This is a genomic window from Pseudomonas edaphica (genome assembly GCF_005863185.1).
Taxonomy (GTDB): Bacteria; Pseudomonadota; Gammaproteobacteria; order Pseudomonadales; family Pseudomonadaceae; genus Aquipseudomonas; species Aquipseudomonas edaphica.
This window is the reverse complement of the sequence record NZ_VBVZ01000106.1, coordinates 1-13,961: the sequence shown is the minus strand read 5'-3', so window position 1 is coordinate 13,961 and position 13,961 is coordinate 1. Positions and strand designations below refer to the sequence as shown.

The 13,961-nt window shown below is 60.8% G+C and carries 13 protein-coding genes; 9 read left to right on the top strand and 4 right to left on the bottom strand.

From position 1 onward, the window contains the following. On the bottom strand, positions 1-331 hold a 331-nt coding region (locus FEM54_RS09580; RefSeq protein ID WP_138450623.1), incomplete at its 3' end, for a PA0061/PA0062 family lipoprotein. Positions 332-474: 143 nt separating this feature from the next. Here FEM54_RS09580 and FEM54_RS09575 point away from each other — a divergent pair. Further along, positions 475-1,518: an aminopeptidase gene (locus tag FEM54_RS09575; protein ID WP_138450621.1), complete on the top strand. Its 1,044-nt coding sequence runs from the start codon at positions 475-477 to the stop codon at positions 1,516-1,518. 85 nt (positions 1,519-1,603) lie between these two features. Here FEM54_RS09575 and FEM54_RS09570 read toward each other — a convergent pair whose 3' ends face one another. Together FEM54_RS09570 and FEM54_RS09565 are read right to left on the bottom strand one after the other, a co-directional pair. Beyond that, positions 1,604-2,263, bottom strand: coding sequence for an HAD family hydrolase (locus tag FEM54_RS09570; protein WP_138450619.1), 660 nt, complete (start codon positions 2,261-2,263; stop codon positions 1,604-1,606). After that, entirely contained in the window at positions 2,260-2,802 is a 543-nt protein-coding gene (locus FEM54_RS09565) for a gamma carbonic anhydrase family protein (protein ID WP_138450617.1), read from the bottom strand. Before FEM54_RS09565 ends, FEM54_RS09570 begins: the two co-directional genes overlap by 4 nt. Before the next feature lie 101 nt (positions 2,803-2,903). Between FEM54_RS09565 and prlC the strand changes: the two genes are divergently transcribed. Both prlC and FEM54_RS09555 read left to right on the top strand, forming a co-directional pair. Beyond that, positions 2,904-4,955: an oligopeptidase A gene (gene prlC / locus FEM54_RS09560; RefSeq protein ID WP_138450615.1), complete on the top strand. Its 2,052-nt coding sequence runs from the start codon at positions 2,904-2,906 to the stop codon at positions 4,953-4,955. After that, a complete protein-coding gene (locus FEM54_RS09555; protein ID WP_138450612.1) occupies positions 4,952-5,227 on the top strand; it encodes a YheV family putative zinc ribbon protein in 276 nt (91 codons plus the stop codon). The genes prlC and FEM54_RS09555 overlap by 4 nt, the downstream gene beginning before the upstream one ends. Before the next feature lie 146 nt (positions 5,228-5,373). Here FEM54_RS09555 and FEM54_RS09550 read toward each other — a convergent pair whose 3' ends face one another. Further along, positions 5,374-6,030, bottom strand: coding sequence for a dual specificity protein phosphatase family protein (locus FEM54_RS09550; RefSeq protein WP_017137911.1), 657 nt, complete (start codon positions 6,028-6,030; stop codon positions 5,374-5,376). Between the two features lie 274 nt (positions 6,031-6,304). Here FEM54_RS09550 and FEM54_RS09545 point away from each other — a divergent pair, with 274 nt between their 5' ends. From FEM54_RS09545 to FEM54_RS09520, 6 genes are all read left to right on the top strand, one after another. Further along, entirely contained in the window at positions 6,305-7,057 is a 753-nt protein-coding gene (locus FEM54_RS09545; RefSeq protein WP_017137910.1) for a gluconate 2-dehydrogenase subunit 3 family protein, read from the top strand. A 2-nt stretch (positions 7,058-7,059) separates the two neighbouring features. After that, positions 7,060-8,844 (top strand): GMC family oxidoreductase, encoded by a 1,785-nt coding sequence (locus FEM54_RS09540; RefSeq protein WP_017137909.1) that lies wholly within the window; start codon positions 7,060-7,062, stop codon positions 8,842-8,844. A gap of 12 nt (positions 8,845-8,856) precedes the next feature. Beyond that, complete coding sequence (locus FEM54_RS09535; RefSeq protein ID WP_138450610.1) at positions 8,857-10,155, top strand: cytochrome c; 1,299 nt, start codon at positions 8,857-8,859, stop codon at positions 10,153-10,155. A gap of 81 nt (positions 10,156-10,236) precedes the next feature. Continuing rightward, positions 10,237-11,295, top strand: a complete 1,059-nt coding sequence (locus tag FEM54_RS09530) for a PA0069 family radical SAM protein (protein ID WP_099550169.1) — start codon at positions 10,237-10,239, stop codon at positions 11,293-11,295. A 227-nt stretch (positions 11,296-11,522) separates the two neighbouring features. Next, a complete protein-coding gene (locus tag FEM54_RS09525) occupies positions 11,523-12,254 on the top strand; it encodes a carbonic anhydrase (RefSeq protein WP_017137905.1) in 732 nt (243 codons plus the stop codon). An 85-nt stretch (positions 12,255-12,339) separates the two neighbouring features. Continuing rightward, positions 12,340-13,881, top strand: a complete 1,542-nt coding sequence (locus FEM54_RS09520) for a SulP family inorganic anion transporter (protein WP_017137904.1) — start codon at positions 12,340-12,342, stop codon at positions 13,879-13,881. The last annotated feature ends 80 nt before the right edge of the window (positions 13,882-13,961 follow it).

Sequence of the window (13,961 nt, the reverse complement as noted above, 5' to 3'; positions counted from 1 at the left end):
CCAGCACATAGCGTTGGCCTGCCTGGAAGTTGTCGTATTGCAGGGTCATGAAGCAGGTTCGGTCATGGGTCTGGTCCAGGCCGCCAAAGCCCGCCCCGGTGTTCACTTCGAAATCAAAGCGCACCATCAGCTCATGGCTGCCGGGTGGCACCTGGAAGAAACGCCCGTCGTTGAGGTTCTTGCCGTCCAGGCGCTGGGCCATCACCAGTTTGGCGCCGGGTGTCGGCGTGGCGAAATCGATCCAGGCCTGGTGCGGGTCCACCGGCGGGATGGGGGTCGAAGCGCAGGCGCTGAGAAACAAGGCGGTGACGGGGAGCAAGAGCTGGCGCATGGCGGGCACTCAACGGTGGGTAAGAATTCAACCTGGCAGCCTGTGGCAACAGACGCTGTATCAGTATAAACACGCCACGGCATGGAAAAATTCCGTGCAGGCAGGATAGTCTGGCGGGCCAATAACCCAGGAGCGGTCGGTGCATGGTCAGGCGTTTTCTTCCAGGGTTGATGGTGCTGCTGCTCAGCGGCTGTTCCAGTGTGAGTTACTACAGCCAGTTGGCCAGCGGCCAATGGCAGTTGCTGCGGGCTCGGGAGCCGGTTGCCGAGGTCATCGCCGACCCTGCTCGCCCACAGGCGTTGCGCGCCCACCTGATGCAATCGCAGCAGGCCCGCACCTTTGCCAGTGAGCACCTGCACCTGCCTGACAACCAGAGTTACCGCCTGTACGCCGACATTGGCCGGCCTTACGTGGTCTGGAATGTGTTCGCTACGCAGGAATTTTCTCTCTCGCCCCAAACCCACTGCTTCCCTATCGCTGGGTGTGTGGCCTATCGCGGCTATTACAGCCAGGGCGCAGCACGCGGCGAAGCGGCGCTATTGCAGCAACAAGGCATGGATGTGTCGATGGGCGGCGTCGAAGCCTATTCCACCCTGGGCTGGTTCAACGACCCGATCATGAGTTCGATGATGCATTGGGGGGATGAGCGCCTGGCCACGCTGATCTTCCACGAGCTGGCGCACCAACGCTTTTATGTGAAGGACGACACCGAGTTCAACGAGTCCTATGCCAACTTCGTCGAGCAGGAAGGCACCCGTCAATGGCGTGCGGCGCGGGGCTTGGCGCCGCTGAGCAATGCGGCGTTGCAGCAGCGCGACCAATTTATCCGGCTGGTGCTCGATACCCGCAAACGCCTGGAGGCGTTGTACGCACAGCCCTTGGCGGCGGATGTGATGCGCCAGGCCAAGGCGGCAGAGTTCGAGCGCCTGCGCAGTGAGTACCGGCACATGCGCGACAGCCAATGGGGCGGTGACAAGCGTTATGACGCGTGGATCAACCAGCCGATGAACAATGCGCGGTTATTGCCGTTCGGGCTGTATGACCAGTGGGTGCCGGCGTTTGCGGCGTTGTTTGCGCAGCAAGGCGGGGATTGGGTGAAGTTCTTTGCGGCGGTGGAGAAGCTGGGTGGGTTGCCGGTTGAGCAGCGTAAGGCGGCGTTGCGGCAGTTGGAAGGTGGTGGCCGGTAGGGCCTCATCGCAGGAAAGCCAGCTCCCACATTTGACTGCGTTCACAATTCAAACTGTGGGAGCTGGCTTGCCTGCGATAGCGGTCTCAGCCGCGCTGCAAAAACGCCTGATGCATCTGCTCCAGCGTCTCAAAATGCAAGGTCGGCTCCTCAGCATTCAGTTCTTCAAAACTGCCAAACCCATACCCCACCGCCGCCGAATCCAACCCATTGCTGCGCGCCCCGATCAAGTCGTGCTTGCGATCACCAATCATCAGGGTAGTCGCCGGGTCCAAACCCTCTTCGCTCATCAGGTGCGCAATCAGCTCAACCTTGTTGGTGCGCGTGCCATCCAGTTCGCTGCCGTAGATCACTTTGAAGTGCTTGGCAAAATCAAAATGCCGGGCAATCTCACGGGCAAACACCCACGGCTTGGATGTGGCGACATACAGCTGGCGGCCCTGGCCGTTCAGCTCCTCAAGCAACGGCATCACGCCATCGAATACGCGGTTTTCATACAGGCCGGTGACCTTGAAGCGTTCGCGATAAAAATTCACCGCTTCCCAGGCTTTGGCCTCATCGAAGTCATAGAACTGCATAAAGGCTTGCAGCAACGGCGGGCCGATAAAGTGTTCCAGCTTGGTCAGGTCCGGCTCGTCGATACCGAGCTTGCCGAGGGCGTACTGGATCGAGCGGGTGATGCCTTCACGCGGATCGGTCAGGGTGCCGTCCAGGTCGAACAGCACGGTTTGGTATTGCTGGGTCATAGATCGAATCCTTCAGCCAGGTGCAGGTCTTTGAGCTTCACGTAGTTCGCGGCGCTGTAGGTGAAGAAGGCCCGTTCTTTGTCAGTCAGTGGGCGGATCTGTTTAACCGGGCTGCCCACGTACAAAAAACCACTCTCAAGTTTCTTGCCGGGCGGCACCAGACTGCCGGCGCCGATGATCACATCGTCTTCGACCGCCGCGCCGTCCATCACGATGCTGCCCATGCCGATCAGAATGCGATTGCCGACCGTGCAGCCGTGCAGCATGACTTTGTGGGCGATGGTCACATCATCGCCAATAAGCAGTGGAAAGCCGTCCGGGTTGAATGGCCCGGCGTGGGTGATGTGCAGCACACAGCCGTCCTGCACACTGGTGCGCGCACCGATGCGGATGCGGTGCATGTCGCCGCGAATCACCGTCAATGGCCAAACCGAGCTGTCGGTGCCGATTTCGACATCGCCGATCACCACCGCCGAAATATCGACAAAAGCCCCGGCGCCCAGGGTTGGCGTGTGGTTCTGATAGGTGCGAAGGGTCACGATAGCCTCTCTCTTATAGGTTGATAGCTGCGGTGGGTGTTGATTGTAATTAAGATGGCCCCATCTTTGTCTTATCAGTTTCTTCAGCCAAGGTGCCCACCGTGAGCGCGAACAACCCACTTTTGCAGTCCTACGACCTGCCGCCGTTCTCGGCGATCCGTGCCGAGCACGTGCAGCCGGCCATTGAACAGATCCTCGCCGATAACCGCGTTGCCATCGAAGGCATCCTGCAAAGCCAGGGTAAAAACCCTACGTGGGCCGGTCTGGTTCTGGCCATGGACGAACTGAATGACCGCCTGGGCGCCGCCTGGAGCCCCGTCAGCCACCGCAACGCCGTGTGTAACAGCGCCGAACTGCGCGAAGCCTACGAGGCGTGCCTGCCGGCATTGAGCGCCTATTCCACCGAGATGGGCCAGAACCGCGAACTGTTCCAGGCCTTCGAAGCCCTGGCCAACAGCCCGGAAGCCGCCGGTTTCGATGTGGCGCAAAAAACCATTCTGGAACATTCACTGCGCGACTTCCGCCTGTCGGGTATCGATTTACCGCCAGAGCAGCAAAAACGTTACGCCGAAGTGCAGAGCAAACTGTCTGAGCTGGGCAGCAAGTTTTCGAACCAATTGCTGGACGCCACCCAGGCGTGGACCAAGCACGTCACCGACGAAGCCACCCTCGCCGGTCTGACCGACTCGGCCAAGGCGCAAATGGCCGCCGCCGCCCAGGCTAAAGGCCTCGATGGCTGGCTGATCACCCTCGAATTCCCAAGCTACTACGCGGTAATGACCTACGCCCAGGACCGCGCCCTGCGTGAAGAAGTCTATGCGGCCTACTGCACCCGTGCGTCAGACCAAGGCCCGAATGCCGGTAAGAACGATAATGGTCCGGTGATGGAGCAGATCCTCGACCTGCGTCAGGAACTGGCCAAACTGTTGGGCTACGCGTCGTTCTCCGAGCTGAGCCTGGCGACCAAAATGGCCGAGTCCAGCGACCAGGTGCTGAGCTTCCTGCGCGACTTGGCCAAGCGCAGCAAACCCTTTGCCGCGCAGGACCTGCAACAGCTCAAGGCGTACGCCGCCGAACAAGGTTGCGCCGACCTGCAAAGCTGGGACAGCGGTTTCTACGGCGAAAAACTCCGTGAGCAGCGTTACAGCGTGTCCCAGGAAGCCCTGCGCGCCTACTTCCCGATCGACAAAGTGCTGAGCGGCCTGTTCGCCATCGTGCAGCGCCTGTACGGCATCGAGATCGCCGAGCAAAAAGGCTTCGACACCTGGCACCCGGATGTTCGCCTGTTTGAAATCAAGGAAAACGGCCAGCACGTCGGCCGCTTCTTCTTCGACCTGTACGCCCGCGCCAACAAGCGTGGCGGTGCGTGGATGGACGGTGCGCGCGATCGCCGCCGTACTGTCGACGGTGTGCTGCAAAGCCCGGTGGCGAACCTGGTGTGCAACTTCACCCCGGCCGACAGCGGCAAGCCTGCCCTGCTGACCCACGATGAAGTGACTACGCTGTTCCACGAATTCGGCCACGGCCTGCACCACCTGCTGACCCGCGTTGAACACGCTGGCGTGTCCGGCATCAACGGCGTGGCCTGGGATGCGGTGGAGCTGCCGAGCCAGTTCATGGAGAACTGGTGCTGGGAGCCGGAAGGCCTGGCGCTGATTTCCGGTCACTATGAAAGCGGCGAGCCGCTGCCTCAGGACCTGCTGGAAAAAATGCTCGCGGCGAAGAACTTCCAGTCTGGCCTGATGATGGTGCGCCAGTTGGAATTCTCGCTGTTCGACTTCGAACTGCATGCCACCCACGGCGATGGCCGCACGGTGGCTCAGGTGCTCGAAGGCGTGCGCGATGAGGTCTCGGTGATGCGTCCACCAGCCTACAATCGCTTCCCCAACAGCTTTGCGCACATCTTCGCTGGCGGTTATGCCGCGGGTTACTACAGCTACAAGTGGGCCGAAGTGCTGTCTGCCGACGCCTTCTCCAAGTTTGAAGAAGACGGCGTGCTCAATGCCGAAACCGGCCGGGCATTCCGTGAAGCGATCCTGGCGCGCGGTGGCTCCCAGGCGCCGATGGTGCTGTTCGTCGACTTCCGCGGACGTGCGCCGTCGATTGACGCACTCTTGCGCCACAGCGGCCTGAGTGAGGACGCAGCAGCATGAGTGATGGGCCTGTGGTGACCAAGAAGCAATTTATCGCCGGGGCGGTCTGCCCGTCGTGCGAAGAGTTGGACAAGCTGAAAATGTGGACCGAAGACGATGTGCCGCACCGCGAATGTGTGGCCTGCGGTTATTCGGACACGTTGAATGAACAAGGCAATTCGGTGCCCAAGGAATTGGGCACGCGGGTCAATACGTCGGCGTTGAAAGCGCCCGCGGACCCGAAGGTGCAGGCGGTGCAGTTTTTCCCTAATCCCAAGCTGAAAAAGGACTGATACCCTACGCCTGCTTCTGCTTGGGGCGGGCTTTTTGTGGGAGTCGGGCTTGCCCGCGATGCAGGCACCGTGGTGTGTCATTCACACCGCGTTGAAGCTATCGCAGGCAAGCCAGCTCCCACAGCCAGCTCCCACAGAAAGGCGCGCTACAGTTGCCCTTCGGCCTTGTCTGTCGTGGTGATCCAGCTTTTTACCGAGCACAGTGCAAAGGCACTGGTGCTGCAGTCGCCATTGGCCAATGCTGTACGCAACTTGTCGATATCTGCCTTCATCATGTAGCGAACGCCGTCTTTAAAGCCGTTACTTGAACCAAAGCCGCCCAGCGTCATCTCGTTCAGCGCATCCTCTTTGCTCCAACCCTGAATCACCACCCGATACATCGCCGCCATCAGGCCAGTGCGATCGGAGCCGTGCTTGCAGTGCATCAGCACCGAGCCATGGGTTTCGGCTTCTTGAATGGCCCGGAGTGCCGCCAGCACGTCGGCATCGTCGACATGGTTGGTGCGATACGTCAACTGCACCTGTTTGATATCAGACGTCTTCAGCCAGGGCGCATCAGATTCCGGCAGGAAGTTGATCACCGTGCCGATCTTCAAATTTTGCAGCACAGGCAGCGCAGTGCTGTCCGGCAACGCACTGCGATACAGCGTGGGTGTCATCTGGTGCAGGTTGAATTGGTTGCCCACTGGCTGTGCCCACTCGGCAGAGCGGATAGACGTAGCCTCGTCGGCGTGGGCCTGCAGCGTGGTGAACAATGCCATGAACGCCAGGCCAAGGGCGGGCAGCAATCGAATCGTGAACATGCGCGTAGAGACCGAATGGGATAGGGCTGATGGGCTAAATATTCGCCTGCGAGGGGTCAATGCCATGTGAGGTGGCCGTCAAAGAATCGTGAATCCGCCCATCTGATCCGCTGTTTTTCGCGCTGAATCGATTTCTCTTAATGCTTAGGCTGCTATCATTTGTAACTATTGATTGCCAGTGTGTGATATCCCTTTGGATCCAATGCCCTGGTAAACCATCACGCTGCTCCCAGAAGCGGCGGATAAACCCGTGACCACATGATGAGGTGCACCTATGTCTGATCAAGATCAGGACAACCCGCGGCGTGACTTTTTACGCAAATCCTTGACCTTGATCCCGGTGGTCACGGTTGCCAGCACTGGCCTTGGCGGCTCGATGTTGATGGCCACACCGGAGCCGGTGCAGGCCGCTCCCGCCAAAACGCCCGCCAGCGACAAAGCCTACGAGCCGAGTTACTTCACGGCCGAAGAGTGGGCGTTTATCAACGCTGCCGTCGCCCGCCTGATTCCCGCGGATGCCCAAGGCCCAGGCGCCCTGGAAGCCGGCGCGCCGGAATACATCGACCGCCAGATGAACACGCCGTATGCCGCTGGCGCGCTGTGGTTCATGCAAGGCCCGTTCAACGCCGATGCGGCGCCAGAGATGGGCTGGCAGAGCAAATTGGTGCCCAAAGACATCTATCGCCTGGGCATTGCCGCCACGGATGCCTGGTCGAAGGCGTTCAACGGTAAAGCTTTTGCTGCGCAAGACAGCGCTACCCAGGATGACATGCTGCGGCGTATGGAAGCGGGCGGCGGCGAGATGACCGCGCATTTCGAGGCAGTGCCGGCGAAGATGTTTTTCAACCTGTTACTGCAAAACACCAAGGAAGGCTTCTTCTGCGACCCGATCCACGGTGGCAACAAAGGCATGGTCGGCTGGACCATGATCGGCTTCCCCGGCGCCCGCGCCGATTTCATGGACTGGGTTGAACGCAACGAGCAATACCCCTTCCCGGCTGTTTCCATTCGCGGCGAGAGGGCATAAACGTGGCGACCATCATGAAGAAAGTGGACGCGGTGATCGTGGGTTTCGGCTGGACCGGCGCGATCATGGCCAAGGAGCTGACGGAAGCTGGCCTCAACGTGGTAGCGCTGGAGCGCGGCCCGATGCAGGACACTTACCCGGACGGCAACTATCCCCAGGTCATCGACGAACTGACCTACAGCGTGCGTAAAAAACTCTTTCAGGACATCTCCAAGGAGACGGTGACCATTCGCCATAGCGTGAATGATGTTGCCCTGCCCAACCGTCAGTTGGGTGCGTTCTTGCCGGGCAATGGCGTGGGTGGTGCGGGCCTGCACTGGTCGGGCGTGCATTTTCGCGTCGACCCTATCGAGTTGCGCATGCGCAGCCACTATGAAGAGCGCTACGGCAAGAACTTCATCCCCAAGGACATGACCATCCAGGACTTCGGCGTGAGCTATGAAGAGCTGGAGCCGTTTTTCGACTACGCCGAAAAAGTCTTCGGCACCTCCGGCCAAGCCTGGACCGTAAAAGGCCAGTTGGTGGGTGAAGGCCGTGGCGGCAACCCGTATGCGCCGGATCGCTCCAACCCGTTCCCGCTGGAATCGCAGAAAAACACCGTGTCTGCGCAGTTGTTTCAGAAAGCGGCTACCGACGTCGGCTACAAACCCTACAACCTGCCATCGGCCAATACGTCGGGGCCGTACACCAACCCCTACGGCGCGCAGATGGGGCCGTGCAACTTCTGCGGTTTCTGCAGTGGCTACGTGTGCTACATGTACTCCAAGGCCTCGCCGAACGTAAACATCCTGCCGGCGCTGCGTCAGGTGCCGAACTTTGAGCTGCGGGCCAATTCCCATGTGCTCAAGGTCAACCTCGACAGCACCAAGAGCAAGGCCACCGGCGTGACCTATATCGACGCCCAGGGCCGCGAGTGTGAGCAGCCGGCGGACCTGGTGATCATCGCCTCCTTCCAGTTCAACAACGTGCGCCTCATGTTGCTCTCGGGCATCGGCAAACCCTACGACCCGATTACCAATGAGGGCGTGGTGGGCCGCAACTTTGCCTACCAGAACATGGGCACCATCAAGGCCTTCTTCGACAAGGACACCCACACCAACAACTTCATCGGTGCGGGCGGCAATGGCGTGGCCATCGATGACTTCAACGCGGACAACTTCGACCACGGCCCGCACGGCTTTGTGGGCGGCTCGCCGATGTGGGTCAACCAGGCTGGCAGCCGGCCGATTGCCGGTACGTCCAACCCGCCGGGCACGCCGGCGTGGGGCAGCGCCTGGAAGCGTGCCACCGCCGACTACTACACCCACCAAGTGTCGATGGACTCCCATGGTGCGCATCAATCCTACCGGAGCAACTACCTGGATCTGGACCCGGTTTACCGCGACTCATACGGCCTGCCGCTGCTGCGGATGACGTTCGACTGGCAGGAAAACGACATCAAGATGAACCGCTTCATGATGGAGAAAATGGGTAAGGTCGCCGCGGCGATGAACCCCAAGGCCATTGCAGTGCTGGGCAAAAAAGTCGGTGAGCAATTCAACACCGCGTCCTACCAGACCACCCACCTCAATGGCGGCGCGATCATGGGCACCGACCCGAAAACCAGTGCGTTGAACCGTTACCTGCAAAGCTGGGATGTACACAACGTGTTTGTTCCGGGCGCATCGGCTTTCCCACAAGGCCTGGGCTACAACCCGACCGGCCTGGTGGCAGCGCTGGCCTATTGGTCGGCGCGGGCGATCCGCGAGCAGTACCTGAAAAACCCCGGCCCACTGGTTCAGGCATAAGGAGCGATGACCATGAAAGCACTTGTTATCGCCAGTTTTGCCCTGTTCAGCAGTTGCTCGGTGAGCGCTGCCGAAACCGATTTGATCAAGCAGGGCGAATACCTGGCCCGTGCCGGTGACTGCGTGGCCTGCCACACCGCCAAGGGTGGCAAACCCTTCGCCGGTGGGCTGCCGATGGAAACCCCGATCGGCGTGATCTATTCCACCAACATCACCCCGGACAAAACCGGCCTGGGCGACTACAGCTTCGAAGACTTCGACAAGGCTGTGCGCCATGGCGTCGCCAAGAACGGTAGTACGCTTTACCCGGCGATGCCATACCCGTCCTACGCGCGTGTCAGCGACAGTGACATGCAGGCGTTGTATGCGTATTTCATGAAGGGCGTGGAGCCCGTCGCCCAGGAGAACAAGGACAGCGATATTCCCTGGCCCTTGAGCATGCGTTGGCCGTTGGCGGCGTGGCGCTGGATGTTCGCGCCGGCGGTCGAGGCGCATCAGGCGCAAGCCGCCACCGACCCGGTGGTCGCTCGCGGTGCCTATCTGGTTGAAGGCCTCGGCCACTGCGGCGCCTGCCATACACCGCGTGCCCTGACCATGCAGGAAAAAGCCCTCAGCGCGACTGACGGCAACGCGTTCCTGTCTGGCAGTGCGCCGCTGGAAGGCTGGATCGCGAAAAGCCTGCGCGGCGACCACAAGGACGGCCTTGGCAGCTGGAGCGAGGAGCAACTGGTGCAGTTCCTCAAGACCGGCCGCAGTGACCGCAGTGCAGTGTTCGGCGGCATGAGTGATGTGGTGGTGCACAGCATGCAGTACATGTCCCAGGACGACCTCACCGCGATTGCGCGATACCTCAAGAGCCTGCCGGCGGTGGACCCGAAGGACCAGCCGCATCAGTACGACAAGCAGGTGGCCGAGGCGCTGTGGAAAGGTGACGACAGCAAGCCGGGCGCGTCGGTGTATATCGACAACTGCGCGGCGTGCCACCGTACCGACGGCCATGGTTACACGCGGGTGTTCCCGGCGCTGGCGGGTAACCCGGTGTTGCAGACGGCGGACGCCACCTCGTTGATCAACATCGTGTTGAACGGCGGCACCTTGCCAGCCACCCACACGGCGCCGTCGACTTTCACCATGCCGGCGTTCGCGTGGCGCCTGTCGGACCAGGAAGTCGCGGATGTGGTCAGTTTCGTCCGTGGCAGCTGGGGCAATAAAGGCGCGCCAGTCAAAGCCAGTGACGTGGCAGATCTGCGCAAGAGCGATATGCGCACCACATCGGGTGACGACTTGGGGCAGGTAACGCAAAAGCACTGATCTTGCCCTGGCCGCCAAACGGCACTGGTCAGAAACCTTGCGTCTCGATACTGTATATAAAAACAGTATCGAGGCGTTTTCATGACTACTGCGCTGCCGCCCCGTGGCCGGGGCACGGCCACTAACCTGCACAACCGCTTTGCGCCGACCGTCAGCGTGGCCGAAGACGACGGCTGGTTCCAGGAAGTGCCGCCGACCCAGGGCACCGAAGTGCGTATCGAAACGGCCAAGAGCATCATCACCCGCAACAACTCGCCGGATTTGCCGTTCGACCGCTCCATCAACCCCTATCGCGGCTGCGAACATGGCTGCATCTACTGCTATGCGCGGCCCAGCCATGCCTATTGGGACATGTCGCCAGGGCTGGATTTCGAAACCAAACTGATTGCCAAGACCAACGCCGCCGACGTGCTGGAGCAACAGCTATCGAAGCCAGGTTATGTCTGCGCACCGATCAACCTGGGCTCCAATACCGACCCGTACCAGCCTATCGAACGCGACTACACAATCACCCGGCAAACCCTCGAAGTGCTGCTGCGCTATCGGCACCCGGTAACCATCATCACCAAGGGTTCGCTGATCTTGCGCGACCTCGACCTGCTCACCGAGTTGGCGCGTCAGCGGCTGGTGGCGGTAATGATCAGCCTCACCAGCCTGGACGACGAACTCAAGCGTATCCTGGAGCCGCGCACGGCGGCGCCCAAGGCGCGGTTACGGGCGATTCGGGTGATGCGCGAGGCGGGTATCCCGGTGGGCGTGCTGTGCTCGCCAATGATCCCGATGATCAACGACAGCGAGCTGGAAAGCCTGCTGACCGAGGCCCACGCTGCCGGTGCGCAGAGCGCCGCCTACATGATGTTGCGCTTGCCCTTGGAAGTGGCGCCACTGTTCGAGGAGTGGCTGGCGGCGCATTACCCGCAGCGCGCGGCCCATGTGATGAGCCTGGTGCGCCAGGTGCGCGGTGGTGAGGTGTACGACAGCCGCTTCGGTGTGCGCATGCGTGGCGAGGGGCCGTTTGCTGATTTGTTGGCGCAGCGTTTCAACAAAGCGATCAAGCGGCTGGGGCTGAATCGACGGGAAGGGTTTAATCTGGATTGCACGGCGTTTTGCCCGCCGGGCAGGCAGATGGCATTGTTGTAAACTGAAGAGAACGAAGGCGCCATTGCTGTGGAAATAGTCGCGTTTTGATATCACTGAAACCCTCGTTCTAGAGCGGTTCATTCAGTTTGAGTTAAGTTTCGCCGGTTACCTTGTTCAGCGAGTGACTGGTGAGTCGACGCCTTGGTTTGTTTAGTTTTTCAACTTTTCCGATAGCCAGACGTCGAACTGACCTGAACACTCCCCTGCATTAATAAAGAGGATGAATCATGAGTGACAAGGATAAACAGCCGTTGGCTGCGTCGGCTTCAGCCACTCAGGTGGCGGAGTCTGCCGATGCAGCGTTAAAGCACATCGTTGACGGCTTTTTGCATTTCCATCACGACGTCTTCCCGCAGCAGGAAGAACTCTTCAAGAAACTCGCCACGGCCCAGAGCCCACGGGCGATGTTTATTACGTGCGCCGATTCGCGCATCGTCCCCGAGCTGATCACCCAAAGTTCCCCCGGCGATTTGTTCGTGACGCGTAACGTCGGCAACGTGGTGCCGCCCTACGGCCAGATGAACGGCGGGGTTTCCACCGCCATCGAGTACGCGGTACTCGCCCTGGGCGTACAGCACATCATCGTGTGCGGGCACTCCGATTGCGGCGCCATGCGCGCGGTACTCAACCCCGACAGCCTGGAAAAGATGCCGACGGTACGGGCCTGGTTGCGTCACGCCGAAGTCGCCAAGTCCATGGTCGAAGACAATTGCGACTGCGCCAACGAAGGCGAGAGCATGAAGGTGCTGACCGAAGAAAACGTCATCGCCCAATTGCAGCATTTGCGTACCCACCCTTCCGTGGCTTCGCGCATGGCCAATGGTCATTTGTTCATCCATGGTTGGATCTACAACATCGAGACCAGCGAAATCCGCGCTTACGATGCGGACCAGGCGGCATTCAGACCGCTGAACGGCACCGAGCCGATTCCTTGCGCGACGCCTAGAGCGCGCTTCTAAAACACTTCCCTGCCGGGTCAAGCGGTGGCTGCCATGGACGCAGCCAGGCTTTACCGCGCCCGGCGAATCCCTCGGGAGAGCCATCATGCGTGCTGCTCAATTGAAAGCTGTATTGCCACGGGAGCTGCTGGCCTCGGTGGTTGTGTTTCTGGTCGCCCTGCCCTTGTGCATGGGCATTGCGATTGCGTCCGGCATGCCGCCGGCCAAGGGGCTGATCACCGGAATAATCGGTGGCCTGGTAGTGGGTTGGCTGGCGGGCTCGCCACTGCAGGTCAGTGGCCCGGCGGCGGGGCTGGCGGTGTTGGTGTTCGAGTTGGTGCGCCAGCACGGGATGATGATGCTCGGGCCGATTCTGTTGCTGGCGGGTTTCCTGCAACTGGTGGCTGGGCGTTTGCGCCTGGGCTGCTGGTTCCGGGTCACGGCGCCGGCGGTGGTGTACGGCATGTTGGCGGGTATCGGCGTATTGATTGTGCTGTCGCAGGTGCATGTGATGCTCGACGGCGCGCCTAAACCTTCGGGGTTGGATAACCTGGCGGGCTTCCCGGCGGCCATGGCCGAAGCGATCCCGACGCTGGGCGGCGGTCTTGGTTGGCAGGCTGGTTTGCTGGGCCTGTCGACCATGCTGGTGATGTACTGCTGGGATAAATTCCGACCGCAAACATTGCGCTTCGTACCGGGCGCGTTGTTGGGTGTGGGCCTGGCGACGGTGACCAGCCTGGTGCTGGCGTTGCAGGTCAAGCGTGTGGAGGTGCCGGAAAACCTCGCCGACGCCATCGACTGGCTACGCCCCAGCGACCTGCTGAACCTGGCCGATCCGCAACTGCTGATCGCCGCCTTCGCCGTCGCGTTTATTGCCAGCGCCGAAACCCTGCTGTCTGCGGCAGCGGTCGATCGGATGCACAGCGGCCAGCGCTCCGATTTCGACAAGGAACTGTCTGCCCAAGGTGTCGGCAACATGCTCTGTGGTTTGGTTGGCGCCTTGCCGATGACCGGCGTGATCGTGCGCAGCTCGGCCAACGTGCAGGCCGGCGCTACTACGCGTCTGTCGGCGATGTTCCATGGTGTGTGGCTGCTGGGCTTTGTGTTGCTGCTGTCGAGCGTGCTGCAAAGCATTCCGGTGGCGAGTTTGGCGGGCGTGCTGGTGTACACCGGGATCAAGCTGGTGGACGTCAAAGCCTTTCGCGCGCTGGGCCGCTATGGGCGGATGCCGATGTTTACCTACGCCGCCACGGCACTGGCAATCATCTTCACCGACCTGCTGACCGGCGTATTGGTGGGCTTTGGGCTCACGTTGCTGAAGCTCGCGTTTAAAGCTTCGCGATTGAAAGTCAGCCTGATCGATTTGCCCCAGGACGGTGAGATGGAGCTGCGATTGACCGGTGCCGCGACCTTCCTGAAAGTGCCGGCGCTGACTCAGGTGCTGTCGACGGTGCCTGCGGGGACCACCTTGCATGTGCCGCTGAGCAACCTGAGCTACATCGACCATTCGTGTCTGGAGCTGCTGGAGGAATGGGGCCGGGCCAATGCGGCCAAGGGCTCGACGCTGGTGATCGAGGCGCGGGGGTTGAAGCGCAGGCTCGAAGGCCGGGTGCGGACGACGGTGGGGATAGGTTCGGCGCCTGCCTGAACACCACAAAAATTGTGGGAGCCGGGCTTGCCCGCGATGGCGGTGGGTCAGCCAGCTAATGTGCTGACTGACACTCCGCC

Bases quoted from the DNA above. Each gene is read 5' to 3' on its own strand.
- FEM54_RS09575 (WP_138450621.1), top strand. From the start codon at position 475: ATGGTCAGGCGTTTTCTTCCAGGGTTGATGGTGCTGCTGCTCAGCGGC.
- FEM54_RS09570 (WP_138450619.1), bottom strand. From the start codon at position 2,263: ATGACCCAGCAATACCAAACCGTGCTGTTCGACCTGGACGGCACCCTG.
- FEM54_RS09555 (WP_138450612.1), top strand. From the start codon at position 4,952: ATGAGTGATGGGCCTGTGGTGACCAAGAAGCAATTTATCGCCGGGGCG.
- FEM54_RS09550 (WP_017137911.1), bottom strand. From the start codon at position 6,030: ATGTTCACGATTCGATTGCTGCCCGCCCTTGGCCTGGCGTTCATGGCA.
- FEM54_RS09545 (WP_017137910.1), top strand. From the start codon at position 6,305: ATGTCTGATCAAGATCAGGACAACCCGCGGCGTGACTTTTTACGCAAA.
- FEM54_RS09535 (WP_138450610.1), top strand. From the start codon at position 8,857: ATGAAAGCACTTGTTATCGCCAGTTTTGCCCTGTTCAGCAGTTGCTCG.
- FEM54_RS09530 (WP_099550169.1), top strand. From the start codon at position 10,237: ATGACTACTGCGCTGCCGCCCCGTGGCCGGGGCACGGCCACTAACCTG.
- FEM54_RS09525 (WP_017137905.1), top strand. From the start codon at position 11,523: ATGAGTGACAAGGATAAACAGCCGTTGGCTGCGTCGGCTTCAGCCACT.
- FEM54_RS09520 (WP_017137904.1), top strand. From the start codon at position 12,340: ATGCGTGCTGCTCAATTGAAAGCTGTATTGCCACGGGAGCTGCTGGCC.